The sequence below is a fragment of the Picosynechococcus sp. PCC 7117 genome (assembly GCF_001693275.1).
Classification (GTDB): Bacteria; Cyanobacteriota; Cyanobacteriia; order Cyanobacteriales; family MRBY01; genus MRBY01.
The window spans coordinates 948,851-974,300 of the sequence record NZ_CP016477.1; the positions used below are offsets into that span (position 1 = coordinate 948,851).

A 25,450-nucleotide genomic window follows, 5' to 3' on the forward strand; every position below is an offset into this window, starting at 1 on the left:
GTGTTGAAGTCTTGCCCTAATCTTCTGTGTCCCCTATTGGCTGTTCTTGGGGGATTTGTGCTGCTTTCGCCTGGGACGATCGCCCAAGAAGTTTTCACCTTTGAGCCGTTACCCCCCGTCCCCCCAGTAATTCCCCTCTGGGAAGAAGCCCCCGCCTCGGAACCTGTGTTTTACGATGGCCCTGCAACGACGGTGGCCCCTGGTCAAGAATATATTTTTGAGGCTCCGGCTCCCACCGCGTCCCCTCCGGCATTTGTTCCTTCGACGCCGCGGTCAAGCGCCCGCTACCGGGTTGAAGTAGTCGGGTCTAGTCCCTTGATGTTGGCAACGGTGCGCCAGGTGGAACCAACTGCTTTTGTGAAAGGCGATCGCATCCAGGCTGGTTTGTTTTCTGAGCGCGAAAATGCAGAAACCCTCCGAGCCAACCTCCAAGCCAGTGGCATTGCTGCCCAAATTACAGACATGGGTTCCGGGGATTCATTCGCTGCCAATAGCACCACAGCAGCCAGTAGCCATGGTGGTTACTTTGTGGCGATTCCCAGCCGCGGCCAAGGCCAAGATATCCAAGACCAACTGCGGCGCATGGGCATTCAACAGGATTTGATTGAAGCGAAAAGTGCTCCCCGGGGGCCTCACATCGCCATCGGCCCTTTTGCCCAACGGGAAGAGGCAGAGTTGATGAATGTGCGGGTACGCCTCATGGATCTTGACGGTCGCCTGTATTTCCGCAACTAGCTTTCATTGACTTTCCCTTACAATCGAAACGCACTTGATTTGTCGTTTTTTTCAGAAAAACCATGGTCACAACAAACCAGCAAGCGATTCAGATTGAACGTCAACCCAGCCCGGAACGATTAGCGGCACTGGGGGTTAAAACTTGGGGCATTTGGACGAAGGAAGTCTCCACCTTTCCCTGGTCTTACAACGAAGCGGAAACCTGCTATTTCCTTGAGGGGGAAGTAACTGTAACCCCAGAGGGAGGCACCCCAGTCACCATGGGTAAAGGAGATTTAGTGACCTTTGCGGCGGGCCTGACCTGTACCTGGGAGATTACCCAACCTGTGAAAAAGCACTATTCCTTTGGGTAATCATTGAGGCGATCGCTCAGGGCAATCCATTGTAAAAGATCCACTTCTTCCCCCCTCGCCTGGGGACTAATGTCGAGATCTGCAAAAATGGGGTCAAGAATTTCCGGGTTATAAAGGCTTTTGAGGTTATTACGCAGCATCTTGCGTTTGCTGGCAAAGCCCACCTTAATCAGGGTTGCGAGTAGTTTGGGGTTCTGGGCTGGCTGGGCGAGGGGCCGGGGCCGTAGGCGCACCACCACGGATTCGACCTTTGGTTTCGGGTAAAAGGCCTTCGGCGGGACGACACAAACCGTTTCACAATCGGCGAGATATTGCACCCGCAGAGTCAATGCCCCAAAGGCTTTAGTACAAGGATGAGCCACCAGGCGATCGCCTACTTCCTTCTGAATCAGCAGCACAATCGACTCAAAGGGATTCGAGTTCGGTCGGTCAATGGTGCCCAGGAGCTTCTCTAAAATCGGCCCGGTGATGTTGTAGGGAATATTCGCCACCACCTTGCGGGGGTGCTGAAATTGAGGAAAATCCCCCAAAAATTCATTAATATCTGTCTGGAGATAGTCCGCTTCGAGGAGTAAAAAGTTCGGGCGATCGCCATAATTTTTGACCATGTACTTGCATAGATCCCGGTCAATTTCTACCGAGAGCAAGGCTTCTACTTGAGGCAATAAACGGCTGGTTAACGCCCCTTTCCCTGGGCCAATTTCCAAGACCCGGTCTGTCGGTTGCAGGTTTGCCGCCGCAACAATCTCATCTAAAATCTGTTGATCCGTCAGCCAATGTTGACCAAACCGTTTTCGGGGGCGCATCGTTTTGTCTCTCTCCATCCAGGGGCAGGGGTTTATTTTACAAGCATTTTCTACCCCTAAATTTTTTCCCCACTCAAGATAAACATCGGGTCTACCGCCGCAAACACCTGGCGCATTCCCTGGGTTTCTAAACGGTTAATTGCCGCCTGAACCACTTCCACATTCCGGGCCTGCAGTTCCGAAAAACCCTCCGAAAGCTGATAAAGCTGCTCCAAGTTAGTCGCCATCGCCACCGCTCGGCCCCCTTGCCGTAAGCATTGCCAAGCCTCACTCAACAGAACTTTGATCGGTTTGCCACCCCCAAGACAAATCCGATCCGGCTTCGTGGCAATCTGGGCAAAACATTCCGGTGCATTCCCCTCAATCACCGTAATATTGTCGGTTTGAAAATGTGCACAATTGCGACGCACTAAATCCGCCACCTCCTCATCCCGTTCAACGGCGATCACCTGGGCTTGGGGGCATAAAAGGGCGATCTCAACGGAAATTGTCCCCGTCCCGGCCCCAATATCCCAGAGTACAGAATCCGCCTCCATCCGTAGGGCCGAGATAATCAAAAGCCGCGCTTCTCGTTTCGTCAGGGGAATGCCCGGTAAACGTTTAAATAGGTGATCCGGAATGCCAGGGGTCTGGTAATGCCAAGCCATAAGTGCTGCTAAAAAATAAAAACTATAGGGTTGCAAACGCATCCGTTGCGTTCAATAATTCCGTTTGAATGCCCGGTTCAAAGGCCGAGTGACCTGCCTCCGGGACAAGGACAAACTTTGCCTCCGGCCAGGCTTGATGGAGTTCCCAGGCACTGGTCATCGGACAAACCACATCATAGCGACCCTGGACAATGACTGCCGGTAAATGACGGATGCGATCAATGTTTTCGAGGAGTTGATTTTCCGTGGCAAAAAAACCTTTATTCACGAAGTAATGGCATTCAATCCGGGCAAAGGCTTCGGCAAATTCTGGGCGTGCAAAACTCACTTTACTGGCCGCCGAAGGAATTAACCGACTGGTGCTACCTTCCCAAACAGACCAGGCTTGAGCTGCTTCTAGGCGAATGTGGGGATCGGGACTGGTTAAACGTTTGTAATAGGCACTGACGAGATCGTGACGTTCTTCGGGGGGAATTGGTTTGAGATAACTTTCCCAGGCATCGGGGAAAATTTCGCTGGCCCCGTACTGATAGAACCACTGAATTTCTTTTTGACGGAGCATAAAAATTCCCCGCAGGATCAGACCAAGGCAACGGTCTGGGTGGGTTTGGCTATAGGCGAGGGCGAGGGTACTGCCCCAACTGCCGCCAAAGATAAACCATTGGTCAATGGCGAGATGGTCGCGGATTTTTTCGATATCTGCAACGAGATCCCAGGTGGTATTTTCCCGTAATTCTGCCCTGGGGGTACTCTGGCCTGCGCCCCGCTGGTCAAACAGAATAATGCGCCATTGTTGCGGATCAAAAAATTGACGATAAATCGGGGGACAGCCACCCCCTGGGCCACCGTGGATAAAGATGACGGGTTTGCCATCTGGATTGCCGGATTCTTCGTAATAGAGGGTGTGGAGATCAGAAACGGGGAGTTTGTCGCTGTGGTAGGGCTGGAGAGGGGGATAGAGGTTGCGCATGGCCGAGGTGAAGGGGTGGGCGTAGTTGAATCGTGCCAGAAACAGCGGGCGATCGCCAATGGGTTGGCTGTCCTAGAGGGTGCTGGCGAGATAGTGACGGGTGACGTAATGGTTCACCATATCAATCAGTTTTTCACTGTGGATCGGCTTGGGGAGGTAATCTTGGAAACCATGTTTTTGAAGTTTTTGCCACTGGTCATCGCTGAGGCGATCGCCCGTCAAAAGCGTGGGAATTTGTTGGGTTTGGGGAGCCATTTTGAGGCTATCGATAATATCTTCAATTTGAATTTTATGTTGGTGGGCATCGAGAATCACTAAAATCGGCTGGAGAGCACTAATCTGACGGCTGGCAATTTCGCTATCGATCAGCCAAATCACTTGGTAGTTCGTCGCCGTTAACAACTCACAAATCAAGGTCGCCATTTCTTCATCTTGGGAAACCAGCACAATGGTGCCGCCCTGGTTACCGCCCACACTCCCCTTACCCACGGGGTGAAGATTGCGGGGCACTTGATTGGGGATGCGGACGGTGAAGATGGAGCCTTTTTTTGGCGTGGAGGTGACGTGGATTTGTCCCTGGTGAATTTCGACGAGCTGTTTGACGAGGGCTAAACCAAACCCTGCCCCATCGTAGCGACGACTCATGGAAGGTTCGAGTTGCTGGAACTGCTCAAACAGGAGGGGAATTTGCTGGGGAGGGATGCCAATGCCCGTGTCTTTGACCTGGAAGCTGACATCTTTTTGTTTTTCGCGCCAAATGCTGAAGGTGACTTCGCCACCGTGGGAGGTAAATTTAATCGCATTGGACAGGAGGTGACTGAGGATTTTTTCCAGGCGAATTGGGTCGGCGTAAAAGGAATCTTGTTCTGGTTCTAGTTGATTGATGAATTTAAGGTTGATCCCCTGGCGATCGCCTAATTCTTGGAACCCATTGAGGACGCGATAACACAATTGTTTGAGGGAAAATTTCTGTAAATCCAACACGGAACGGGCCGCTTCTGTTTGGGAAAAATCAAGAATATCCTGGAGCAAATTGCGCAGGCGAGTGCCGCTTTCATGGATGGTTTGGAGATAGACGCGCTGTTTTTCGGGGGAGAGCTTTTTCGGATTGTCATCGGCTGTCCAATAGCTGAGGGTATTCGAGAGGCCAATGATCGACGTGAGCGGAGTCAAAAGCTCGTGGCTCATGATGTGGATAAATTCTTTTTTTGATTGGCTGGCCACTTGGGCAGAGAGGAGGGCATCTTCTAGTTCCCGGGCGCGGCGTTGGGCGAGGGTCTCAAGGCTGGTTTTTTGTTCTTGCAATTGCTGGTAAGAACGGGCTTGGAGGATGGCGATCGCCAAATATTCCGCCACGTGGGTCAGAAAGGTAATTTCATTTTTGCGCCAACGGCGGGGGCCATGGCATTGGTGGGCGATGAGTAAACCCCAGAGGCGCTGCTCGACGATGAGGGGCACTACCAACTTCGCCTTGACCTGCATCCCTTGGAGTTGTTGTTTAAAACAGGGACTGAGGTTTGGTTGGGTCTCGATGTCATTTACCGCCAAGTGCTTCCCATTCAGATAGGCATCTTTGATCAGTTGATTATTCGTCAGGCATTCATCTTGGTCAAAATGCAGGAGGGAAGTAACTTTGTCTGAGGACACCACTTCAAAGGTGACCCGATTGACGAATTTCTCTGGATTCGCCGTCGGTAAATCGAGCTGATAAACCAGCAGCCGATCGACCCGTAAGAGGCGCTGGGCTTGTTCGAGGGCCATGCGTACCGTCACCATCAGGTCTTGGTTTTGGTAGATACGATGGGTAACATTATTGAGGATTTTTTCCTGTTCTAGGCGCTGGCTCAGCAACATATTCAGGGGTTGGTTGGGCACCACCGCCTCGTCTGGCGCAGTTTCTTGAATAGACGGCGATCGCACAATCTCCAAGAGGCCCACCATCAGATCCGGCGGAATCGCAGAGCGTTGGGGCAAAATCTTTTTTCGCAGGGCCTTCAATTGGGGAAAGTCCACATGACTACCGAGGAGGGTCGCAATCAGGGGGGCGATCGCCTGGGGATCAAACGCCATAGAAATTTCATACTGTTCCCCTGGGGCTGACGGCGTATCCGGAGCAACTGCGGCGGGATCAATAGCCTTCGCCCACAGCAGAGCCGTAAAATCCGTTTCGATGAGGAGGTGAAAAACGTCGTAGTCGAGGGCCAACCCTGCCTCTTGTAACTGGGCACCACTGATGTATAGGCGATCCTGGGGGTCGATGCCAATGCCAAACCGCCGCCAAAGATGACACAGCTGTTGCAGCACATTCCAGGGGGCAGTCCAAGCAATATCGGGGGTAATGGCGTTAAGAATCATGAATTACGTCAAGAGACCAATCAGACAGACCTCGTTGCTGTCTAGCATGGCCCTAATTTTTGGCGGGAGCTTTAGATCTAAGCTTTTCTAAAGAAAGTTTATGGCAAGCTGAGGGGTTGCCGAAAGAATCTTCTTGTCTTGAAACGAAACGTGTCAAGGGCAGAGGATGATCAAGCCTGACTTGGCGACAGGTATTTTTTCGGTAGGATGATATCATACAAGGCTTTTGCCTTCCTTTCGCGCTCCTATTGTAGGTTTCGCCGATGTTCTATAGTTTTCAAAACCGCATCTCTGTCCTAGGGATTTCCCCATTGGCCCTGGGTTTCGCCTCTAGATCTTGTTTGGGTCTGGTGGGCTTAGTTGGACTATTAAGCTTGACGCTCCCCCAGGCGATCGCCCAAGCACCGCCCCAACTGACCTGTGATTATGCCGAGCCTCCCCAAGACCCAGCGATCACCCCAGAAATGTCTTGTATGCTCCGTTTTGATGCCATCGAAATTAATGGTCTAGAACCCTTAAGTTCCGGTCAACCCCCCAGCCGCTATTCCTGGTTTATGCGCCAGGCCGAAGATCGCACCGAATTGCTAATTCCTTTGTTATTTAGGCAAAGTCCTACCCCCAGCACTTTGGATCTTTTGGTACTTGGTCAAAATGATGTGGCGGTAGCCCCTCTATTTAATCTGCGTATTTCCCAACAGGATTGGCAACGGAACCCCAATATCAAACAGTGGGCCAGTTATTATCCCGAAGTAGATGTCCTCCTGAACCTCAGTCAGCCCGTAGCGAGCAACGAAGCTGCAACATCGCCAGCATCGCCAACCCCAGAGACAATCACGCCACCCCCAAGCTTAGATACGACCCCAACCCCAAGCGAAGGGTTAGTACCCGATGCAGGGATTCCTGCTTTACCTAGCATTCCTACCCTACCAGACGTGGAAAATGTGAGCCCCCCAGAGACCACAGCACCATAAAAAAGTTCCCATGACCCTTGGAAAAGCCATAGGAAACTATTTCTTATTTCTAAGTTACTAATCAGGCAACGTTAAAGGTTTGGGGCCTAGGCTGAAGCTGAAACTTCTGGCTTAACGGCTTGGTTCAAAAGTTCCTGGAGTTCATCGCCTTCAATGACCTCTGTATCGAGGATTTTTTGGGAGATGGTTTCGAGTAAATCTCGGTTGGCCCGCAAAATGGCGATCGCCTGATCATGGGCAGTCTCGACAATTTCTTTCACCTCTGCATCGATGGCCTGGGCTGTCTCATCGCTGACCATGCGCCGGGGATTCATCATACTTTCACCGAGGAAATTATTTTGGGAACCCCGTTCATAGGCGAGGGGGCCAAGGACTTTGCTCATGCCGTAGGTGGTGACCATCCGTTCGGCGAGATCCGTGGCCCGTTGCAGATCGTTGGCGGCACCTGTGGTGATCGAACCAAAAACAATTTCTTCTGCGGAACGGCCTCCGAGTAGGGTGGCAATCTGGTCACGCATTTCCCGCTCATCCATCAAGAAACGGTCTTCCGTAGGCATTTGTAGTGTATAACCCAAGGCTGCCATTCCACGCGGCACAATGGAAATTTTCGCAACTCGGCCTCCTCCAGGCAACAAGGCACCAACAAGGGCATGACCGACTTCGTGATAGGCGACAATTTTCTTTTCTTTATCCGACAAAACCCGGCTTTTTTTCTCCAGGCCAGCGACAACCCGTTCAATTGCTTCCGAAAAATCCGCTTGGGTCACCTTATCGCGCTTATTACGAGCCGCTAGCAAAGCTGCTTCGTTAACAAGGTTTGCCAAGTCAGCCCCCGCAAATCCAGGGGTGCGAGTCGCAATCTCTTTTAAATTGACTTCGTTATCGAGTTGGACTTTGTTGGCGTAGATTTCGAGGATCTTCAGACGTCCGCCGAGATCCGGGCGATCCACTAAGACTTGACGGTCAAACCGTCCTGGGCGGAGCAGGGCAGGATCAAGGGTTTCGGGGCGGTTCGTTGCAGCTAGGACAATCACGGTGGCATCGCCCGCCGAAAAACCGTCCATTTCGGTTAAAAGCTGGTTGAGGGTTTGCTCCCGTTCGTCATTGCCCCCCATCATGCCGCCACTGGCCCGGGATTTGCCGATGGCATCTAATTCATCGATAAAGATAATACAAGGGGCTTTTTTCTTAGCTTGTTCAAAGAGATCCCGTACCCGGGCGGCACCGGCACCGACAAAGAGTTCAACAAATTCCGAACCAGAAATACTAAAGAAAGGCACGCCAGCTTCGCCAGCAACGGCCTTCGCCATGAGGGTTTTTCCGGTTCCCGGAGGGCCAACCAGTAATACCCCTTTGGGAATTTTGGCACCGATCGCCGTGTAGCGTTGGGGGGTTTTGAGAAATTCAACGATTTCTGTGAGTTCAGTTTTGGCTTCCTCGACACCAGCTACGTCATCAAAGGTGATTTTTGTGGCTTCTTCCTCAACGTAGACTTTTGCTTTGCTGCGGGTAAAGGAGAGTGCTCCCCCTGCCCCACCGGCACCGCCAGCACTGCGCCCAATGAAAAATTGCCAGATTAAGACAAAAATAATCGGCGGGATCACCCAACCCAAGATATTGCCAAAGAAATTATTTTTTGGGGGAGGTGCGGCAAATTCAACGCCACTGGCTTCGAGACGCTTGGGCAAATCTAGGTCAAAAATAGGGGTGGTGCGGAGGATTGTGCCCTGTTGTTCTTCGCCTTCGGCTTTGAGTTGGTAACGGATTTCGCGATCGCCAACGGAAGCACGGGCCACCTGACCATCTTCTACCTGATTGATGAAGAGACTGTAGGGCACCTGGGGGGTCGGATTACCAAACAAATTGGGGAAAAAGGCATTCACCAGGAAAAAAAGTCCCGTCAGCCACAACAAAATGGAGCCAATTTGCCTCGTCCGAGAGGGGGGTTTATCTTTGATGCTCATAGCAATGTTTTCCGCAGAAAGCTTTGTATTCCCCCATTGTAAAGATCGTTACATTTTTGATACAACGCGGTTAACCGAAATCAACGGTTCGGCTTCAGACGAGATCATTTGTGTTAGTGGGCCAGGGCTTGGCCAAAGTATTTAGCCGCTCTAGGGGCGATCGCCAAGGCATCTGTTACGCGCTACTTTCTTCATTTTTTATGCAAAAGAAAACGGTAGACCGGTTCGCCTTTATTGGCCGTGGCGACTTCCCGCTCCGTCGGCACTGGAAAAATATTCTCCTTTAGCCAAAACGAATCATGGGCGAGGATGAATTTTTCATGCTCCAGAAATTTTTCTCTCATTTCTAAAGCAACTTCTTCAACGTCCGACTGACAAAACAAAACCAGCTTTTGGGGTGTATGTTTCGCCAGAATGTCAACTAAATCTGGTTGCACAACCCGGCGTTTGTGGTGCTTTTTCTTAAACCAAGGATCAGGAAATTGAATCGTGATCCAAGTCAAAGTTTCCGTCGGCAAGGAGTCCAACAGCACCTGGAGAGAGGTATTAATATTCGCAAAAACGTAGTGAAGATTGTTTAGCCCCAGTTGATCCCGGATTTCGTTGGCATCGTCCACGAGGGGTTCGCGAATTTCTACCCCAACAAAATTACGCTCTGGAAACCGTTGGGCCATCTCTAAAATAAACCGCCCCCGCGCACAGCCAATATCAAGGTGCAAAGGGGCCGTTAGATCAGCAAAAAGCTCTGACCAATCTGGCATCTGAAACACCTGTTGATACTTATCGGTTAAGGGATTGACATGCTGTCGAACGCGCGATCGCCCCACGAACTCACTCCTTAGAAATGTCCAACGAAAAAATTTGCCATCCCATTGTGCCACGTCCCCCACGCTAAACTTGGATATGCTTAAATGAAAAAGAGCAAAAACCCTTTGCCCTTCGTGAACCCCTCAACTTTTCGGCAGACTATGGCAGAAACCACCGATCCCAAATCCAAAGCAGCCCCCGCCGCGAAAAAAAAGGAAAAGCCCCCCGCAGTAGAAGACAAACCCTTTGCGGAGTTTATTGAGAATCACTTCCTCCCGGATCTACAAACTGCCCTCAAGGAAAATGGCATTGGGGACATGGGTCTCAAATTTATCGAAACGAATATTCCCATTAAAGGTTTAGAATCCCAAGTCTGCTGGCAGGTTCAAGGCAGTTGGCTCAATAACAAACGGCAATTTATCCTTTATTTCATTGATGCAGACATCAAAGGCCAGAAGGCTTGGTCTTTTGCGACGGATGGCTCCCCCCACAGCACCCTAGAGTCTTTCATGATCGACGAACGCCGGGTGAATCTTCCCTTGATGGTCGGCTATGTGCTCCAGCGGCTCAATGGCCAAAAATGGTTAGTTCTCAACTAAGGCGCGGCGCGATCTGTACCGACAAGGTTATCCATGAGCGATCCTGAGGCCCTCAAACAGTTACTCGAAGCGGTGGCCCAGGGGGTAGTTAGTCCCCAAAATGCCCTGACAGAGCTGAAACATTTGGCCTTTGAAGCTGTGGGTGACTTTGCCAAAATTGACCACCACCGCCAACTGCGCACGGGCTTTCCGGAAGTGATCTGGGGGCCAGGGAAAACGCCGGATCACATTGCCCAAATTATGCAAACGATGGGCGATCGCCACCCGGTTGTCATGGCTACCCGCATTGATGTGGAGACCTACCACCAACTGCAGCCCAAGGTACATAACCTCACCTATTTCCCCGAAGCCCGCATTTGTGCCCTCATCCAGGCACCGCCCCAGGTACGCCATCGGGGGACGATTTCGATCTTGACCGCTGGCACCGCTGATCTCCCCGTAGCCGAAGAAGCGGCTGTCACTGCAGAGTTATCGGGTTTTGCGGTAAATCGCCTTTGGGATGTGGGGGTGGCCGGAATTCATCGTCTTTTAAGTCATCGCCATGTAATCGAGCAAGCAGACGTTCTGATTACGGTGGCGGGCATGGAGGGGGCTTTGCCTAGTGTGGTGGCAGGTCTGGCCGATTGCCCTGTGATTGCGGTGCCCACCAGTGTTGGCTATGGAGTGAGTTTTGGGGGCGTTTCTGCTCTCCTGACCATGCTTAATTCCTGTGCGGCGGGCATTGGTGTGATGAATATTGATAATGGCTTTGGGGCGGCGATCTTGGCGGGACAAATTTTGCGGACGGCGGCAAGGTTACGCTAGAGGGTCAAACGCAACAGTGAAAAATCGTCTTCGAGGTGATTTTGGTGCAGGCGATCGCCAATGCTTTTGACCAGAGGCTGGAGAGAAGTGCCTTGGAACCGCTGTAGAAAGTTCAAAAACAGATTCCATTGCTGTTTGTGGCTTATCGCCGCCGTATTTTCATAGACCCCATCACTAAACAGATACAAGCGGGAATTAAACGGCAGATAAAGGCTATGTTCTTCGTAGATGCTGAGGTCGGGTGGCAACATCCCGATGGGGAACCCCTGGGCCTTTAATAATTGCGGCGGTTCACCAGTATTGGGCTTCACCAGAACCGCCGGGGGATGGCCCGCACAGGCATAGGTAACGATCCGGTCATCCACGTCATAAATCCCATACCACATGGTGAAGTATTGGCCTTGCTGTTCGAGAAATTGGCAAGTGCGGTTGAGATGATTCAGAACAGCCTGGGGGCTGCGGTAGTCAAGACCTTTAGTTTTGTTGCGCGATCGCAGGAGGTTCAAAATACTAATGGAAGGAAGTGCGGCTTTGAGGCCATGGCCCGACACATCCAAAAGATAAAACACCAGTTCCTGGGGACTGAGCCAAAAATAATCAAAGCCATCGCCCCCCAATTGGGAAGACGGAATAAAGCAGCTATCGATCTGTAAATGATCTTGATAGAGGGGGTCTGGCAAAAGGGATTTAACGTATTGGGCCGCCTCGGTCAGTTCCGACTCTAAAGCGCGTTTCTGGGCAGTCAGATCCTGGGTGAGACGACAGATTCGCAGGCCAGATCTAACCCTGGCTTCTAGTTCGTGGCTGCTAATGGGTTTACAGAGAAAATCATCGGCTCCCGCATCTAAACCCATCACCTTATCTTCGACGGCATCTAGGGCACTCAACAAAATAAAAAAGGTAGTCGAGAGATCGGGGTGTTGTTTCACTGCTTGACAGACTTCAATGCCATTCATTTCCGGCATCATCCAATCGGAAATGATGAGATCGGGCCGGGTGGCGATCGCCAAGTCCAATCCCGTTTTGCCATCACTCGCGGTGGTGACTTGATAACCCTTACGTTTGAGGGTCCGTTCCAAGAGAACCCGCATGGCAAGGTCATCATCAATGACAAGAATCTGAGGCATTACTTAAGCTAAACTACCAAGGGAGACTATCCCTTTTTATGGCTGTACTTTGGCTATCTTAGACCAATTTCAATTCCAAATTCCCAGTGATACGGCTCAGTTAGACCAAGTCCTCCAGCACTGTGAGGCTTTTCAACTGCGTCATCACCTGGCCAGCCAAGATTGGCTCCAGTGCAAAATCGTGATCGCTGAGGGATTTACCAATGCCGTTCGCCATGCCCACGGCGAAGATCTCAAGCAGTACCAGATCACCGTTGAACTCTGCCTCAGCCACCACAGCCTCGAAATCCGCATTTGGGACCATAGCCCCACTGTCTTTGACCTAGAGCAATATTACGCCACCCAACAACACCAACAAACCACCCTAGAAGATGCGGGGGGGCGTGGCATGATGATTTTGCAGAAAGTGGCCAATCACCTCACCTACCGTCGTGATCCCCAGCGGCAACAGAATTATTTACATATCGTTAAACATCTGATGCCCCGTTTATCTTCCCATTTCATCACCGTTGATCAATTGGGCGATCGCCTAGCTGATCCCAACCTTGTCATTGTGGATTGTCGCTTTCGGCTCAATGATCCGACCTGGGGGGAAACGCAATACCAACAAGGCCATATTCCTGGGGCCTATTACCTGCATCTGGATCGGGACCTCTCCGGCCCTGTGCAACAACATGGGGGGCGTCATCCTTTGCCTGACCCAGAAGCTTTTGTTTCGTTACTTTCTCGCCTCGGCATTGAGCGCAATCGCACCGAAGTGATTATTTATGACGACTTTTACTGTGCTTTTGGGGCGCGGTTTTGGTGGTTGCTCAAATACTATGGCCACGACAAAGCCCGCCTGTTAGATGGCGGGTTTCCGGCCTGGCAGACTGCCCAATCGCCAATCGCCACTGATATTCCTGGGTTTAAACCCGGCCAATTTGAGCCAAATCCCCAACCTCAATTGGTGGTTAATCGCCAGGACTTGTTAATCGCGACGGACAATCAACGGCTGGTGATCGATGCCCGGGATGGCGATCGCTATTTGGGAAAAGTTGAACCCATTGATCCAATTGCTGGCCATATTCCTGGGGCACTTAGTGTCTCCTGGAAACAAGTTACCGATGCCCAAGGGTTCGCCCAACCGCCGGAAGCACAGCAAGCCCTTTGGGAAAACCTGTCCCCTGATCAGGAGATTGTGCTGTATTGTGGCTCCGGGGTCACGGCCTGCGTCAATTGGCTGTCTTTAGAGCTGACGGGCCATCATAATTTGAAACTGTACCCTGGGGGCTGGAGTGATTGGTGTTCCTATGTAGCCCCCTCGTTCGACGCAAAGTCTCCTTAGGAAATTTCAGGCAATATTTATTACCGGAGGCGAACCGCTTCCAACAAACGGGAATAGTAAAAACGGGTACTGGTCATTTCGGTGCGGGCGATCGCAAAACCGTTATCAATTAAGATTTGGCGGATATCCTGTTCCTTGTGTTGGTAGGCGCGGGTGGTCTTGCTGGGGCCAGGGAAGAATTCACCGATTTTCTTGAGGATCATCAGCCAAAACGTTTTCGGCGCAAAGCTCAAGATCAAGCGATCTTCACTGAGGGATGCCAAGTGGGCAATCATTTTTGCCGCATCCTCGGTGGGATAGTGGATCAGCACATCCAAGCAAATCACCGTATTGTATTTGCCGCTGATGCTTTCGAGATCTTTGGTTTCAAACTTTAGATTAGGGGTGTTGCCAAAGATTTTTGCGGCCCGTTCCTGGGCTTCTCCGACCATTTTTTCAGAAATATCGCTGGCATAGATTGAGCGAGCACCGGCCTCCATGAGGGGGATACTGAGGCTACCGACCCCACAGCCAGCATCACAAATGCTTCTGAGGTTGAGATTTTGATCGGCCTTGAGCCAAGCCACCACCTTATTAATGGTCTGTTGGTGCCCGACGCGGATATCAGCCTGGACTTTGTTGACATCCCCGTCACCATAAATGCGTCGCCAACGGTCAAAGCCCTTGGCATTGAAATAATCTTTGACGATGGTTTTGTCATTGAGGGAGGAGGTCATGGCGCTTTGGATTTAGAAAAAAATTAAAGGATTTTGTTATCGATCCAATAATGTAGCAGCTTTGGGAAACCCTAGGGTGATTGTTCTGTGGGGGACCATTGACAGTAGGGATAGCTAACGAGGTTGGCGTTGTAATAGCGGGGCTCGTGGCTCACTTCAGGGCCAACCCAATTGGGTTTTGGGAAGGGTTGATCAGCATCCGTCAGTTCAATTTCTGCCAGGATTAAGCCTTGGTTCTCGCCGAGAAATTCATCGACTTCCCAGAGGAAATTATCGAGGGGAATGCGGTAGCGGATTTTTTCGATCTGGGGGCGATCGCCTAAATGCTCTAGGATCTCTAGGGCTTCGATTAAGGGAATCGGGTATTCAAATTCCAAGCGCCCAATCCCCTCGGTTTTACCTTTAATAGTCAAAAAAGCCTGCTCCCCGGCAATGCGCACCCGCACTGTTTTTTCGGGTGTCCGTTGGAGATAGCCTTGACGATAGGGAATCCCTGGGGCCAGATCTCGCCAGCGATCGCCAATGACGAGAAATTTCCGTTCAATTTCCTGGGGCATAGCGTAAAAACCTCCACAACATCAGACCCCAAAGATTGTGGCCTAGAATGAAGATCAACTGTGCGATCGCCAACAAAAATCAATGATCGAAATTCATAATCTCTCCAAGATTTACGGCCAAGGGGACACCCAAATCTACGCCCTCAAACAGGTAGAACTCAGCATCCAAGCGGGGGAATATTGCGCCATTATGGGAGCGTCAGGTTCCGGCAAATCAACCCTGATGAACATCATTGGTTGCCTCGATCAGCCCACCAGTGGCGATTATTTCCTCGATGGCCAAAATGTCGCCACCCTCAGCGATCGCCAACTGGCCACCATTCGGAATCGCAATATTGGTTTTGTTTTCCAGCAATTTCATCTCTTGCCCCAGATGAGTGCCCTTGAAAATGTGATTTTGCCGATGGTTTATGGCAATGTTCCTCCCCACGAACGGCGAGACCGGGCCGTCGCCGCTCTAACCAAAGTCGGTTTGGGCAGTCGTCTCTATAATCGTCCGAACCAACTCTCTGGGGGACAACAACAACGGGTGGCGATCGCCAGGGCGATTGTGAACAAACCCTTGCTACTGCTAGCGGACGAACCCACCGGGGCTTTAGATTCCCGAACCACCCAAGAAATCTTAGCGTTATTTCAGACCCTCCACGACGACGGCATGAGCGTGGTGATGGTCACCCACGAAACGGAAGTGGCCCGGCAAACCAAGCGGATTATCTGGCTCCGGGATGGCAGTATTACCCACCCAAACCTCAGTCCTGCGGAAATGATCCAAGTGGCCCTGGCCCCAAGCCCCTAAGAATCCTACGGGAGTGGTATGCAATTTGGCGATCGCCATGGTTCAATTCAGATACACTTGGGACAAGACTTTGGGGAACCCTATCCCACCACCATGATTCCTTGGGGACAAGTCCATTAAAAAAACGATAAAATTCGCAAATTTTGTCAAAGTCGGCAAAATCCCTTGTTACACTGCAGAGCAAAACCCCATTGCCTCTCCTGTTTTCCTTTCGCGTCCCGTCTACATCAGCACAACTATGAGCAACCTTAACTTCCCCTCGCCAGAGCCCACGCCCCCCGAGACCGAAGCGAACCTCAATCAGTCTCCGCCCCAGGCCCCCGAGACCGAAGCGACCAGTGCCGTAGATCCGGGTCATTCTGAAAAACAACAACCAGAGTCTGCGAGTCCTAGCCCGACGATTCCGAAACCGAATCCCAACGCCGATGGCTATGTCATTGCCCACAAACTAAGGCAGCACAACCGCGAACTGGTTAAAACCGTTGTTCAACTCGAAGAAGCCTTGGCCGAATCCCAAGAAAAACTCCAGGCACACATTATCCGTTCCCGCAGCGCCGACAGTCTTATCACCCAGCAGAGTGACGAACTGAATACGAGCCAGCAACAGCTCAGTCAGTTGGGGCAAGAACTCGAACAAGCCAAACAAAATGCCCGCCAATACCAAGAGATGCTTGCAGAACTAGAATACAAATTCCAAACTAGCCAAACACAGTTGGCGAAAATCGAACGCGAATGTGCCCTCCTCCAGGAAGCCTATAACGAGCAGCAGCAAAAACTATTCGCCGCCGAACAGGAAATTAAGGATCTCCAGGTGCGACTCCAGCGGCAACAACGCTACACCTTACAGTACAAATCAGCCCTAGATGAATGTGCGGATATTCCCGTCGAAAACGATTTGGCGACCGGGGAAGCTTCCATGCCCAAGGCGTCGAATATTCAACCCTGGTCTGAGCCGGAAACAGCGGCAACCGAGCCAACAAGGCCGGCGATCGCCAAAGCAGATCCAAATACCGAAGCTGACCTGGATCGTCAGTTAGCGGCCCTCGAAGAAGAAATTGAAGAAATGGAAGAATCCGCCGGGGCCGCTTCAATCCTGAAGCCCACCATGAGCCTAAAAGCCGCCCTACGGATTACCCCCCCAGTGACAAAACGACGGGTTAGTGCGCCCATGAGCACCCCGGCCAAAGCAGAAACTAACCACAACTGGCCAGCGCCGACCCTCAACAGTCCCCGGAACCAGAAGCGGCCGATGTCTGCGGCAGTGGTGGATCTACCAGCCTTTTTACGGAACTAATTGCTGTCCTAAATATTGGGTCTCCCTGAGACCCCGTTGGTGATTGACCCAGTGGCGATCGCCAATCTTTTTTTGTCACAATATTTAACAATAGAAGTTGCAAATTTTATCAACGTTTATTTTTAAGTGATTATGCCTAGAACGTTACCTGCAAACCTCGAAAAGATCGTCAGTCGGTTTAAGCGAAAAACAGATCCCAAACAAAAATATCAACAGCTTTTGTGGTACGCCAACAAGCTCGAACCCATGGCAGACAGTGAGAAAAACGCCAACAATAAAGTCCATGGTTGCGTTTCCCAGGTCTTTATCACAGCAGACTACGAAGCGGGCAAAGTGACCTACCACGGGGATTCTGACGCCCAGCTCGTGAAAGGATTGGTGGGCCTACTGATTACAGGTTTAAATGGTTTATCGCCTGCCGAGATCCTGGCGGTCACCCCAGACTTCATCGAAGAAACGGGATTGAATGTGAGCCTAACGCCGTCTAGGGCCAACGGTTTTTACAACATTTTTAAAATGATGCAAAAAAAAGCAAGGGGCTTTGAAGTGGGGTTAGAAGCGAGTTCCAACTCATAAATGAGAAAATTTTGATATCATTTACAACAAGTAATGTTGTTTGTTAAAAAAAGAAAATTTAAATCCTATGGCACTTTTTGGCTTATTTGGCGGCAAGAAAAAGAACGAAGCTCCTAAGGGTGATTACTTCCTCGACTTTGAAGAAGCCCAGACCCTTGGTGATACTGAATTGATGAAGAAATCCGTAACCATTAAGCGGACTTTCCCGAAGGTTAAAGGTCAAGAGGGCGCGACAATCGTGACTCAAGTCTCCTCGGAGATCGCCCGTAAACTGAACAAAAATCAACAAGCTGTATCCCAGGCAACGGAAGCAACCAAGGCTTCTTCTGAAACCGCCAGCACTCCCATCACCCCGGCAGCACCTCGTCCTAACCTGAAGGTCGATAGCAGCATGGACATGTTCCGTAACATGGCGAAGAAAATGAATCGCTAAGGGTTAAGAACTATTGCGATTTTCGACGGTGATTTTCAGAATATTCACTAAAAAGCTGGGGGCGTTGGCCCCCTTTTTTGTGCCGATCAGTTGGATTTAAGGGTTCAATTTAAGCGAGGGCCGCCACAGAAACTTTCGCGGCGATCGCCTTAGCGATAGAGACCAGAGCCTTAGCCGAAGCAGATTTTGGTTGGGCGACCACAATCGGTGTACCAGTGTCGCCCCCTTCCCGGAGCGCAATTTCTAGGGGAATGCAGCCGAGGAGAGGCACATCCAATTCGTTCGCGGTTTTTTCACCGCCCCCAGAGCCAAACAGGTCATATTGGCGATCTGGCAGATCCGGCGGGATAAAGTAGCTCATATTTTCAACAATTCCCAGCACATTCACTCCCATTTGCTGGAACATCTTGAGGCCCCGGCGCGAGTCTAGGAGAGAAACGGTTTGGGGGGTGGTGACAATGACAGCACCGGCCATGGGAACCGCCTGGGCCATCGTTAGTTGGGCATCACCCGTACCAGGGGGCATATCAACGATGAGATAGTCCAGTTCGCCCCAGTTCACCTGGTAGAGAAACTGACGAATGATGCCGTTGAGCATCGGCCCTCGCCAAATCACTGGTTGGTCTGGGTCAATCAGGAACGCCATGGAAACGAGTTTGACCCCATGGTTAAATTCTGGCTGGAGAATATCTTGACCGCCTGTTTTATCGACCTTGATTTCGACTTCGCCAATGCCCATCATGTTCGGTACATTTGGCCCGTAGATATCTGCATCCAAGAGGCCGACTTTTGCGCCAGTTTGGGCCAGGGCGATCGCCACATTCACCGCAACGCTACTTTTACCAACGCCCCCTTTGCCGCTGGAGATGGCAATGATATTTTTGACGTTATCAATGCCCTGTTGATTAGGCAGTGCTTTCTGTTGAGGCGTTTCGGCGGTGACTTCCACATCCACAGCGTTTACCCCAGGTAAAGGCAGCACAGCATTTTTGCACTCCTCGACGATAAATTCCTTGAGGGGACAAGCGGGCGTTGTGAGCACCAGGGTGAATTTCACCGTACCATTCTCCACAGAAACATTGCGGATCATGTTGAGATCCACCAGGCTTTTTTGAAGCTCAGGATCTTGAACGGGACGGAGGGCAGCCAGAATTGCTTGGGTATCAGCCATAACTTCAGGAAAATTTAGGATTTGGGTTTGTGGTGCAGGCGAATGCCCACAAAAATATCGTAGAGGAAACTGAGAAAATCTTTTCCCTGGAGCAGCCCTAATGATTGGGGAGAACCTTTATGATCTAACAGGGGCTTGATGTAGTAATAGGCGGGTTGATACTTATACCAAGGAATCGAGGGCCACAGGTGATGAACCAGGTGGTAATTTTGCCCAAGGATCAAAAGATTGAGGAGCTTGCTTGGGTAAACCCTGGCATTTTTCCAGCGATCGCGTTCTTCAAAGGGACGATGGGGCAAATAATCAAAGAACAGACCCAGGGCAATACCAACCACCAGGGCCGGGACAAACCAAAAATTCATGATGTAGCCAATAAAACCATACTGGATGCCCAGGTAGACAATGACCCCTAAAAAAGCACGGCTAAGGAACCACTCCAGTAATTCGTAATTTTTCCACAGACGACGCTTAAAGAAAAAGATTTCGTGGTAGAAAAAACGGGCTGCAATCATCCAGAGGGGGCCGCCAGTCGAAACGAAATGATCCGGATCATTTTCAGGATCATTGACATGGGCGTGGTGCTGGAGATGGACCCGGGTAAAGACCGGAAAAGCAAATCCCAGCATTAGGGCACTGGCATGGCCCAAAATGGTATTGACCGCACGGTTGCTATGGGCGGCACGGTGGGACGCATCGTGAATCACCGTTCCCGCAAGGTGCAGCGCTAAAACATTTTCTAGGAAGCAAATCCAGTCATACCAACCCCAAAACCAATAGCCTCCCACGGAGGTGGCGATCAATCCTACTGCGATGATGACCATCCACACATTGGGGTTCATCCCACCAGGGGGACGCAAATACTCCCTTGACATTACCAATGATGACGCTGCCGCCGCCGTCATAAGCTCCTGTTCTCCTCGATGTCTGTGAAATTTGGTTAATCCTTGGGTAGTTTACAATACTTAAGGCTAATTCATAAACCTTGATGTGCCATAAACACTGTTTAGAAAAAAACAAAAAACGCTTGTAATTCAACGTTTCTAGGCTAATTTCAAGCTAGCCATTTGCTGCTTCGCTGCGTTTATAAAATACCAAGTCCACGGTTACTTTCTGAAGTTTATCGTCTTCTTTAACGGCGATCGCCTCGTGGAGTTTGACAATTAAGAGGATTAATGTTCCGTGACGTGATTGATAAACAATCGATTTTCCTGCATTGGGAAGAATTTAAGAGAGTGTCATGTCCTCGGTTCCTAGTCACTGGCTGGGGGATTTAGCTTTGGCAACAGGCGATCGCACACAAACAAAGTGCCAGAGGCAACGCAGAGGGGAATTGTCACGAGATTGAGAAAAGGCAAACTGATCAACCCCAGACAAACCAGCCCAAACCCTGCACTCCCCGGCAAGGCCCGGTAAACTTGCCGCAACTTTTGGCGAAACGTGAAGCGCCTTCTCTCAAGGGTGGCGTCGAAAAAATCAAGGCAAATGATCGTTAAAGTCACCGCCAAGCCTCCCAGGGAGGACAGCACGCTACCAATCCCCGGCAAAAAGTTGATCCCAAACAACAAAGGGGCGATCGCCAAGACCAAAGCGAATTTTTTCAGTTCAAAAAGAATGGCACGGCCAATGTCGCGAATAATGCCCACTTCAATGATTTCCAAACGACTGGTGCGGAGTTTTTCAATCTGTTCTGAGAGTTGGCCATACCAAGGGGCACCAAGAATAACGCCAAACTGCACTAGCAGCAGTCCCACAGCAATAAACACTGCTGCAATGAAAACAAGACCTAACAACCCTCCCAGAAAATTTGCACCGTAATCTAACCACTGCAACCAGGAAGGTAACCGATCAATCAAACCAATCAGACTGGTGCTAATCCAAGTGTAGCCAGCCCCCGCCGTCCGCCAAGCCCAGCGCAAAGAGAAGGTGTAGAGCACCCCCCCCAGCACAACATTAACGCCAAGGGGAATCGCTAAATATTGGAGAAGCTTCGGGTGACGGGAAAAAAATTTCGCAGCGCGGAATGGATAACTGGCCCCCCGAATGAAGTCAATGGGCATATTTTTCGGGTCAACTCTACCTTGGGTCGTAATGCTCTGTCTTTCAATCTAAACTTCAATGGTCGGATGGCGGAATGTAAACCCTAAATTTTTTAATTTTTGGTTAGATACACGCACATTTAAAGGGCGATCAGAGGCTTGACTCGCATCCCAACGTACTGGGGCCAGGGCATATTTTTCGGCCAAACGAGAGAGTAATTCCCGCCGGAGCAGTGGTTCATCACAAACCAGATTAAATAAACCGCTCAGATTATGGATCTGGGCAAACTCGATCGCTGCCACAATATCTGCTAAATGAATCCAGTTACCATATTCGCTGCCGTCACCAGGCCGCACCTGGCCCATGGCCCGTTGGAAAATTTTTTTAATTTCCCGCCCTTCACCATAGATTCCCCCCAAACGGAGAATGCAAACCTGACGTGCATCGGTGGCGATCGCCTTTAGGGTTTGTTCCGTTGCCAAAAGAATTTCTGCAAAAACATGAGGTGGTTTGTCGGGGGTCTTTTCATCAACCCAAGCACCGTGGTGATTGCCGACGATGGCGTAGCTGCTGGTATAAATCACCTGTTTAATGGTGTCGTTATGGGTGAGGGCCTGGGCGAGGTTTTGGGCCGTTTTGAGATAAGCCTGCCGATAATTTGCTTCGGTGCGCCCCTTTGAACCCACGGCCAAAAGAATGACATCTTGGCCTTCACAAAGCTCCTGGAGGGCTTCTGGTTGATCGCCGCTGAGGACTTTCACCTGGTGAGCAATCCCTTGTAACTGGGAGACTTTTTCGGGGGTCGTTGTTGTCACGGTCACTTGATGACCCGCCGTTGTCCACTGCTTGGCGATCGCCTGGCCCACATAGCCACAGCCAATAATTGCAATTTTCACCAAGGGAATTCCTCCTTAACAAACCGTGCCATAATTTTAAGCATTGTAAAGTCTTGTTTTGTCGCTATTATGCCCCTTTTTCCGCCATTTCCGCCCCTGGATCCGCCTTTGGATGGCTGGTCTCTTGAGGGGCGTGACCCAGAAACTATCCGGCGTTTGCTGCCCCTCTGGGAGTGGCTCTACAAATTTTATTTTCGGGTAGAAACCAGTGGCTGGGAAAATTTACCGACGGCTGAGCCGGTGTTAGGGGTTGGTTCCCACAATGGCGGCCTTGCGGCGCCGGATATGTGGATGATGATGTATGACTGGTTTCGGCGGTATGGAGTTGAAAGGCCCACCTATGGTCTGATGCATCGCAATATTTGGCTCGCTTTCCCAGAATTAGCGAAAATTGCGGTCAAAACAGGGGCAGTGCAGGCCCACCCGAAAATGGCGATCGCCGCTTTGAAATCCGGGGCCAATGTCCTTGTCTATCCCGGGGGTGGCCAAGATGTCTTCCGGCCCCATGCCCAAAGAAATCAGATTTATTTTGCCGAGCGACGGGGATTTATTAAACTGGCCCTGCGCCAGGGGGTGCCCATTGTGCCACTGATTTCCTGGGGCGCCCACGACAGTATTTTTGTCATTGAAGATATCTACGAACCCCTTAAAGAATTTTTAAAAGCGTTTAACCTGCCGTGGCTATTTAACATCGACCCAGAAGTCTTTCCTATTTATCTCGGTTTACCCTGGGGCGTCGCCTTTGGCCCCCTACCCAACTTTCCCTTACCCACAAAAATGTACACACGGGTCTGTCCACCAATTCGCTTTGAAAAATATGGCCGGGCCGCGGCGGGCGATCGCCCCTATGTTGAAGCCTGCTATCAGCGGGTTTTAGGGGAAATGCAACGGGAATTAGACCAATTAATCGCGGAGGTCGAATCTCGCCCTAAAAGTTGTCCCTAGCGGCGGTTCGCAGGATTTAGCCAGGTGTTTAAGCCTTCCCCCAGCAAAGATAAACCCATCACCATCAGGGTCATGGTCAGCCCCGGAAACAGCGCCGTCCACCAAATCCCCGTCGGCAAAGCATCGAGGGCGAGGCGCAAATCATGGCCCCATTCCGGCGTGCCATCGGGCAAACCTAAACCCAAAAAACCTAATCCCCCCAGAATTAAAATCGCATCGGCAGCATTGAGGGCAAACAGTACCGGTACACTCTGGATTACATTGAGAAACAAATATTTCGACAAAATTCGCCTCGGCGTTGCCCCCATAGCCTGGGCTGCTTCGATAAACAGTTCTGTTTTGGCGCTGGTGGTGCGGTTGCGGACAAGGCGAAAATATTGGGGCACATAGGAAATACTCAAGGCGATCGCCGCATTAATCACTCCTTTGCCCACCACAAAGGCGAGGGTAACGGACAACAGCAATCCCGGTAGGGTATAAATCGTATCCATTAAGAAGAGCAGCACCCGGTCTACCTTGCCACCAAAATACCCACTCACCATCCCCAGGGGGACGCCGATCATTAAACTGAGACTCGTGGCTAGCAGCACTACCTTGAGGGCTGCCTGGGTACCAAAGAGGGTGCGGGACAAAACATCGTAACCCTGGCGACTGGTGCCAAACCAATGGTTCCAACTAGGAGGACTATGGATCGGGAAACTGAGGGAATCGAGGGGGTCTTTCAGCCAGCCGACATTTTCTAATAAGGGTGCGCCGAGGGCGATCGCCACAAATAGCCCGGTAAGCGTCACCCCCACCAGGGCCAGGCGACGCGAAAGTTTTGCCTCAGGATTTTCCCCTGCCATAACAGCCCACATTAAAACAGAACGTCTGTCAGTATAGCGGTTGGGCGGTCTCTCCCCATGGCTTTTACCAAATATCTAAACCAATCAGAATACTTTCTCGATCGGATAAATCGCCGATAAACTTTCGCAAGGGGGGCGGCAATTTCTTGATCAGAGTCGGGGTCGCAACAATCCGTTCTGACTCAGCGAGATCGGGGTGCTCGTAAATATCAATGATCCGGATTTCGTGGCGTCCGGGCAGATATTCGCTGCAAATGCTTTCTAGTTCGTTGATCGCCCAGCGGGAATGGCTATTACTGCCAGCAACGTAGAGATAAAGCACATAGAATTCATTTTGTTTGTGGTGGATGGGAGGGCTTGGATCTAGCCGCGGGGAGGGATCCTTAGAGAAGTCAGAAGCCATGTATTTGGGTCAGGTTATGCCAGAAGCACGGTAGGTTGTCGCTGCAAAATTTGTTCGAGGGCGATCGCCGTCCATTCTATATCTTCCATTTGAGTTTGTGCACCTAGGGTTAAGCGAATCCCGGAGAGGGCCTCTTGATCGCTATAGCCCATCGCCTTCAGGGTTGTGCTGGGATTGAGCTTACCGCTATGGCAGGCAGACCCCGCACTAATACCGATGCCAGCGAGGTTCATTTGGCGCACGAGGGTTTTCCCGGTTAGGCCCAGGAGGGGCGAATCTTGGCGCAAGGCAAAACTGACATGGTGGGGTAAGCGGGCATGGCGATCGCCTGTAATTTGTAAATGTGGGCTACTGCTCCCTCGGTTTAACAAAAAATTGCGGAGGCGACTCAAGCGCTCAATTTCTTGAGCCATGGTTTCCTCGGCGAGTTCAGCGGCCATGCCCAAAGCAACGATGCCGGGTAAATTTTGGGTGCCGGAGCGTAAATTGTGTTCTTGGCCGCCGCCGTAGAGTCGGGGCTGAAGTTTAATACCGTCGCGCACATACAACGCACCAGCCCCCTGGAGGCCATAGATTTTGTGCCCAGACAGGGAAAGCAAATCCACGGGAAGCTGGCGGAGATCAATGGGAATGCGTCCCACGGCCTGAACTGCATCGGTGTGAAAGGTGATGTGATGTTTTTTGGCGATCGCCCCCAGTTCCGCAATGGGTTGAATGGTGCCCACTTCGCTCTGGCCATAGATCACCGAAATTAAAACCGTGTTGGCTTGAATCGCCTTTTCTAGATCCTGAGGATCTACTTGGCCACGACGATTAACTCCGAGGCGTGTCACTTGCCAGCCTTGGGTTGCGAGGAAATCTGCGGCCTTGGCGATCGCCGGATGTTCCACCTGGGAGATAATCAAATGTTGCGGCTCTCGGTACTGATCGGTAATGCCAAAAATCGCCAGGTTATCGGCTTCGGTGCCCCCTGCCGTAAAAATAATTTCATCGGGGTTCGCTGCACCAATGAGGCTCGCCACTTGCATCCGCGCCATTTCCAGGAGAGTGGCAGCCCGATTGCCCCAACCATGTAAGCTTGAGGGGTTGCCCCAGGTTTGGCCACAGACTTCTTGCACCCGCTGGATCACCAAGGGATGGGGGGGCGTTGTTGCGCTGTAATCAAGGTAAATTTGCATGGTGGGCGATCGCTCAATGGTTCCCTTAGCATACGCAAATTCGGGCCAACCCGTCAGCCCGTGCGACCAAGGGAGTATCCCAGGATAAGCCAAAGTCGCAACAAGAAAAAACTCCCCCAGTCCAAGACCAGAAGAGTT

Annotated in this window: 27 protein-coding genes and 1 pseudogene; 12 read left to right on the forward strand and 16 right to left on the reverse strand. The window is 51.0% G+C overall.

The window, feature by feature from the left end; translation table 11 throughout:
- Together AWQ22_RS04580 and AWQ22_RS04585 are read left to right on the forward strand one after the other, a co-directional pair.
- Positions 1-735, forward strand: coding sequence for an SPOR domain-containing protein (locus AWQ22_RS04580; protein ID WP_157094578.1), 735 nt, complete (start codon positions 1-3; stop codon positions 733-735).
- A 62-nt stretch (positions 736-797) separates the two neighbouring features.
- Complete coding sequence (locus tag AWQ22_RS04585) at positions 798-1,088, forward strand: cupin domain-containing protein (RefSeq protein ID WP_065710332.1); 291 nt, start codon at positions 798-800, stop codon at positions 1,086-1,088.
- Here AWQ22_RS04585 and rsmA read toward each other — a convergent pair.
- The 4 genes from rsmA to AWQ22_RS04605 all read right to left on the reverse strand — a co-directional run bounded on the left by rsmA (position 1,073) and on the right by AWQ22_RS04605 (position 5,866).
- A complete protein-coding gene (gene rsmA / locus AWQ22_RS04590; RefSeq protein ID WP_084449032.1) occupies positions 1,073-1,894 on the reverse strand; it encodes a 16S rRNA (adenine(1518)-N(6)/adenine(1519)-N(6))-dimethyltransferase RsmA in 822 nt (273 codons plus the stop codon). The two genes, AWQ22_RS04585 and rsmA, sit on opposite strands and share 16 nt — an antisense overlap.
- A gap of 56 nt (positions 1,895-1,950) precedes the next feature.
- Positions 1,951-2,541, reverse strand: coding sequence for a precorrin-6Y C5,15-methyltransferase subunit CbiT (gene cbiT / locus AWQ22_RS04595; RefSeq protein ID WP_012306526.1), 591 nt, complete (start codon positions 2,539-2,541; stop codon positions 1,951-1,953).
- 22 nt (positions 2,542-2,563) lie between these two features.
- Positions 2,564-3,511, reverse strand: coding sequence for a prolyl aminopeptidase (gene pip / locus AWQ22_RS04600; protein ID WP_065710334.1), 948 nt, complete (start codon positions 3,509-3,511; stop codon positions 2,564-2,566).
- 72 nt (positions 3,512-3,583) lie between these two features.
- Positions 3,584-5,866, reverse strand: coding sequence for an ATP-binding protein (locus AWQ22_RS04605; protein ID WP_065710335.1), 2,283 nt, complete (start codon positions 5,864-5,866; stop codon positions 3,584-3,586).
- Between the two features lie 263 nt (positions 5,867-6,129).
- Here AWQ22_RS04605 and AWQ22_RS04610 point away from each other — a divergent pair, with 263 nt between their 5' ends.
- The gene (locus tag AWQ22_RS04610; RefSeq protein WP_065710336.1) at positions 6,130-6,837 is read left to right on the forward strand and encodes a hypothetical protein; all 708 of its coding nucleotides are present in this window, start codon (positions 6,130-6,132) and stop codon (positions 6,835-6,837) included.
- A gap of 86 nt (positions 6,838-6,923) precedes the next feature.
- On the opposite strand, the gene ftsH4 is transcribed toward AWQ22_RS04610, so the two are convergent.
- Both ftsH4 and trmB read right to left on the reverse strand, forming a co-directional pair.
- A complete protein-coding gene (gene ftsH4 / locus AWQ22_RS04615) occupies positions 6,924-8,801 on the reverse strand; it encodes an ATP-dependent zinc metalloprotease FtsH4 (RefSeq protein ID WP_065710337.1) in 1,878 nt (625 codons plus the stop codon).
- 191 nt (positions 8,802-8,992) lie between these two features.
- Complete coding sequence (gene trmB / locus AWQ22_RS04620; protein WP_065710338.1) at positions 8,993-9,628, reverse strand: tRNA (guanosine(46)-N7)-methyltransferase TrmB; 636 nt, start codon at positions 9,626-9,628, stop codon at positions 8,993-8,995.
- A gap of 141 nt (positions 9,629-9,769) precedes the next feature.
- Here trmB and AWQ22_RS04625 point away from each other — a divergent pair, with 141 nt between their 5' ends.
- A complete protein-coding gene (locus tag AWQ22_RS04625; RefSeq protein WP_030007824.1) occupies positions 9,770-10,207 on the forward strand; it encodes a DUF2996 domain-containing protein in 438 nt (145 codons plus the stop codon).
- A 33-nt stretch (positions 10,208-10,240) separates the two neighbouring features.
- Positions 10,241-11,011, forward strand: a complete 771-nt coding sequence (larB, locus tag AWQ22_RS04630; protein WP_065710339.1) for a nickel pincer cofactor biosynthesis protein LarB — start codon at positions 10,241-10,243, stop codon at positions 11,009-11,011.
- On the opposite strand, the gene AWQ22_RS04635 is transcribed toward larB, so the two are convergent.
- Complete coding sequence (locus AWQ22_RS04635) at positions 11,008-12,138, reverse strand: PP2C family protein-serine/threonine phosphatase (protein ID WP_065710340.1); 1,131 nt, start codon at positions 12,136-12,138, stop codon at positions 11,008-11,010. The two genes, larB and AWQ22_RS04635, sit on opposite strands and share 4 nt — an antisense overlap.
- A 49-nt stretch (positions 12,139-12,187) precedes the next feature.
- Between AWQ22_RS04635 and AWQ22_RS17360 the strand changes: the two are divergent.
- Both AWQ22_RS17360 and AWQ22_RS04640 read left to right on the forward strand, forming a co-directional pair.
- Positions 12,188-12,574: pseudogene (locus AWQ22_RS17360) on the forward strand (ATP-binding protein); the annotation flags it as partial.
- A gap of 42 nt (positions 12,575-12,616) precedes the next feature.
- Entirely contained in the window at positions 12,617-13,465 is an 849-nt protein-coding gene (locus tag AWQ22_RS04640; RefSeq protein ID WP_065711632.1) for a sulfurtransferase, read from the forward strand.
- A gap of 20 nt (positions 13,466-13,485) precedes the next feature.
- On the opposite strand, the gene bchM is transcribed toward AWQ22_RS04640, so the two are convergent.
- Positions 13,486-14,181, reverse strand: coding sequence for a magnesium protoporphyrin IX methyltransferase (gene bchM, locus AWQ22_RS04645; RefSeq protein ID WP_065710341.1), 696 nt, complete (start codon positions 14,179-14,181; stop codon positions 13,486-13,488).
- Between the two features lie 71 nt (positions 14,182-14,252).
- The gene (locus AWQ22_RS04650) at positions 14,253-14,738 is read right to left on the reverse strand and encodes a CYTH domain-containing protein (RefSeq protein ID WP_065710342.1); all 486 of its coding nucleotides are present in this window, start codon (positions 14,736-14,738) and stop codon (positions 14,253-14,255) included.
- Between the two features lie 82 nt (positions 14,739-14,820).
- Here AWQ22_RS04650 and AWQ22_RS04655 point away from each other — a divergent pair, with 82 nt between their 5' ends.
- The 4 genes from AWQ22_RS04655 to AWQ22_RS04670 all read left to right on the forward strand — a co-directional run bounded on the left by AWQ22_RS04655 (position 14,821) and on the right by AWQ22_RS04670 (position 17,837).
- Entirely contained in the window at positions 14,821-15,534 is a 714-nt protein-coding gene (locus tag AWQ22_RS04655; RefSeq protein ID WP_062433062.1) for an ABC transporter ATP-binding protein, read from the forward strand.
- 238 nt (positions 15,535-15,772) lie between these two features.
- The gene (locus AWQ22_RS04660; RefSeq protein ID WP_065710343.1) at positions 15,773-16,828 is read left to right on the forward strand and encodes a hypothetical protein; all 1,056 of its coding nucleotides are present in this window, start codon (positions 15,773-15,775) and stop codon (positions 16,826-16,828) included.
- A 132-nt stretch (positions 16,829-16,960) separates the two neighbouring features.
- Positions 16,961-17,404, forward strand: a complete 444-nt coding sequence (locus AWQ22_RS04665) for a SufE family protein (RefSeq protein WP_030007831.1) — start codon at positions 16,961-16,963, stop codon at positions 17,402-17,404.
- A gap of 67 nt (positions 17,405-17,471) precedes the next feature.
- Positions 17,472-17,837: a hypothetical protein gene (locus AWQ22_RS04670; RefSeq protein ID WP_065710344.1), complete on the forward strand. Its 366-nt coding sequence runs from the start codon at positions 17,472-17,474 to the stop codon at positions 17,835-17,837.
- A gap of 109 nt (positions 17,838-17,946) precedes the next feature.
- Here AWQ22_RS04670 and AWQ22_RS04675 read toward each other — a convergent pair whose 3' ends face one another.
- The 4 genes from AWQ22_RS04675 to AWQ22_RS04690 all read right to left on the reverse strand — a co-directional run bounded on the left by AWQ22_RS04675 (position 17,947) and on the right by AWQ22_RS04690 (position 21,941).
- On the reverse strand, positions 17,947-19,008 hold the full coding sequence (locus tag AWQ22_RS04675) for an Mrp/NBP35 family ATP-binding protein (RefSeq protein WP_062433068.1): 1,062 nt from the start codon (positions 19,006-19,008) through the stop codon (positions 17,947-17,949).
- A 14-nt stretch (positions 19,009-19,022) separates the two neighbouring features.
- Complete coding sequence (gene crtR / locus AWQ22_RS04680; protein ID WP_065710345.1) at positions 19,023-19,910, reverse strand: beta-carotene hydroxylase; 888 nt, start codon at positions 19,908-19,910, stop codon at positions 19,023-19,025.
- 348 nt (positions 19,911-20,258) lie between these two features.
- The gene (locus AWQ22_RS04685; protein ID WP_065710346.1) at positions 20,259-21,065 is read right to left on the reverse strand and encodes an EI24 domain-containing protein; all 807 of its coding nucleotides are present in this window, start codon (positions 21,063-21,065) and stop codon (positions 20,259-20,261) included.
- Between the two features lie 48 nt (positions 21,066-21,113).
- Positions 21,114-21,941, reverse strand: a complete 828-nt coding sequence (locus AWQ22_RS04690; protein ID WP_065710347.1) for an NAD-dependent epimerase/dehydratase family protein — start codon at positions 21,939-21,941, stop codon at positions 21,114-21,116.
- Positions 21,942-22,010: 69 nt separating this feature from the next.
- Here AWQ22_RS04690 and AWQ22_RS04695 point away from each other — a divergent pair, with 69 nt between their 5' ends.
- On the forward strand, positions 22,011-22,886 hold the full coding sequence (locus AWQ22_RS04695) for a lysophospholipid acyltransferase family protein (RefSeq protein WP_065710348.1): 876 nt from the start codon (positions 22,011-22,013) through the stop codon (positions 22,884-22,886).
- Here the strand turns inward: AWQ22_RS04695 and AWQ22_RS04700 are convergent.
- Genes AWQ22_RS04700 through AWQ22_RS04710 form a run of 3 tightly spaced genes read right to left on the reverse strand, consistent with a single transcriptional unit; the run spans position 22,883 to position 25,312 of the window.
- Positions 22,883-23,743: an ABC transporter permease gene (locus AWQ22_RS04700; RefSeq protein WP_065710349.1), complete on the reverse strand. Its 861-nt coding sequence runs from the start codon at positions 23,741-23,743 to the stop codon at positions 22,883-22,885. The two genes, AWQ22_RS04695 and AWQ22_RS04700, sit on opposite strands and share 4 nt — an antisense overlap.
- 52 nt (positions 23,744-23,795) lie before the next feature.
- Positions 23,796-24,134: a circadian clock KaiB family protein gene (locus AWQ22_RS04705; protein ID WP_012306548.1), complete on the reverse strand. Its 339-nt coding sequence runs from the start codon at positions 24,132-24,134 to the stop codon at positions 23,796-23,798.
- A 14-nt stretch (positions 24,135-24,148) separates the two neighbouring features.
- Positions 24,149-25,312, reverse strand: a complete 1,164-nt coding sequence (locus AWQ22_RS04710; RefSeq protein ID WP_065710350.1) for a cysteine desulfurase family protein — start codon at positions 25,310-25,312, stop codon at positions 24,149-24,151.
- Between the last annotated feature and the right edge of the window lie 138 nt (positions 25,313-25,450).

What these genes read in the sequence shown, in the direction of transcription:
- AWQ22_RS04585 (WP_065710332.1), top strand. Translation starts at nt 798, where the DNA reads ATGGTCACAACAAACCAGCAAGCGATTCAGATTGAACGTCAACCCAGC.
- rsmA (WP_084449032.1), bottom strand. Translation starts at nt 1,894, where the DNA reads ATGCGCCCCCGAAAACGGTTTGGTCAACATTGGCTGACGGATCAACAG.
- cbiT (WP_012306526.1), bottom strand. Translation starts at nt 2,541, where the DNA reads ATGGCTTGGCATTACCAGACCCCTGGCATTCCGGATCACCTATTTAAA.
- pip (WP_065710334.1), bottom strand. Translation starts at nt 3,511, where the DNA reads ATGCGCAACCTCTATCCCCCTCTCCAGCCCTACCACAGCGACAAACTC.
- AWQ22_RS04605 (WP_065710335.1), bottom strand. Translation starts at nt 5,866, where the DNA reads ATGATTCTTAACGCCATTACCCCCGATATTGCTTGGACTGCCCCCTGG.
- AWQ22_RS04610 (WP_065710336.1), top strand. Translation starts at nt 6,130, where the DNA reads ATGTTCTATAGTTTTCAAAACCGCATCTCTGTCCTAGGGATTTCCCCA.
- ftsH4 (WP_065710337.1), bottom strand. Translation starts at nt 8,801, where the DNA reads ATGAGCATCAAAGATAAACCCCCCTCTCGGACGAGGCAAATTGGCTCC.
- AWQ22_RS04625 (WP_030007824.1), top strand. Translation starts at nt 9,770, where the DNA reads ATGGCAGAAACCACCGATCCCAAATCCAAAGCAGCCCCCGCCGCGAAA.
- larB (WP_065710339.1), top strand. Translation starts at nt 10,241, where the DNA reads ATGAGCGATCCTGAGGCCCTCAAACAGTTACTCGAAGCGGTGGCCCAG.
- AWQ22_RS04635 (WP_065710340.1), bottom strand. Translation starts at nt 12,138, where the DNA reads ATGCCTCAGATTCTTGTCATTGATGATGACCTTGCCATGCGGGTTCTC.
- AWQ22_RS04640 (WP_065711632.1), top strand. Translation starts at nt 12,617, where the DNA reads ATGCCCCGTTTATCTTCCCATTTCATCACCGTTGATCAATTGGGCGAT.
- bchM (WP_065710341.1), bottom strand. Translation starts at nt 14,181, where the DNA reads ATGACCTCCTCCCTCAATGACAAAACCATCGTCAAAGATTATTTCAAT.
- AWQ22_RS04650 (WP_065710342.1), bottom strand. Translation starts at nt 14,738, where the DNA reads ATGCCCCAGGAAATTGAACGGAAATTTCTCGTCATTGGCGATCGCTGG.
- AWQ22_RS04655 (WP_062433062.1), top strand. Translation starts at nt 14,821, where the DNA reads ATGATCGAAATTCATAATCTCTCCAAGATTTACGGCCAAGGGGACACC.
- AWQ22_RS04660 (WP_065710343.1), top strand. Translation starts at nt 15,773, where the DNA reads ATGAGCAACCTTAACTTCCCCTCGCCAGAGCCCACGCCCCCCGAGACC.
- AWQ22_RS04665 (WP_030007831.1), top strand. Translation starts at nt 16,961, where the DNA reads ATGCCTAGAACGTTACCTGCAAACCTCGAAAAGATCGTCAGTCGGTTT.
- AWQ22_RS04670 (WP_065710344.1), top strand. Translation starts at nt 17,472, where the DNA reads ATGGCACTTTTTGGCTTATTTGGCGGCAAGAAAAAGAACGAAGCTCCT.
- AWQ22_RS04675 (WP_062433068.1), bottom strand. Translation starts at nt 19,008, where the DNA reads ATGGCTGATACCCAAGCAATTCTGGCTGCCCTCCGTCCCGTTCAAGAT.
- crtR (WP_065710345.1), bottom strand. Translation starts at nt 19,910, where the DNA reads ATGACGGCGGCGGCAGCGTCATCATTGGTAATGTCAAGGGAGTATTTG.
- AWQ22_RS04685 (WP_065710346.1), bottom strand. Translation starts at nt 21,065, where the DNA reads ATGCCCATTGACTTCATTCGGGGGGCCAGTTATCCATTCCGCGCTGCG.
- AWQ22_RS04695 (WP_065710348.1), top strand. Translation starts at nt 22,011, where the DNA reads ATGCCCCTTTTTCCGCCATTTCCGCCCCTGGATCCGCCTTTGGATGGC.
- AWQ22_RS04700 (WP_065710349.1), bottom strand. Translation starts at nt 23,743, where the DNA reads ATGTGGGCTGTTATGGCAGGGGAAAATCCTGAGGCAAAACTTTCGCGT.
- AWQ22_RS04705 (WP_012306548.1), bottom strand. Translation starts at nt 24,134, where the DNA reads ATGGCTTCTGACTTCTCTAAGGATCCCTCCCCGCGGCTAGATCCAAGC.
- AWQ22_RS04710 (WP_065710350.1), bottom strand. Translation starts at nt 25,312, where the DNA reads ATGCAAATTTACCTTGATTACAGCGCAACAACGCCCCCCCATCCCTTG.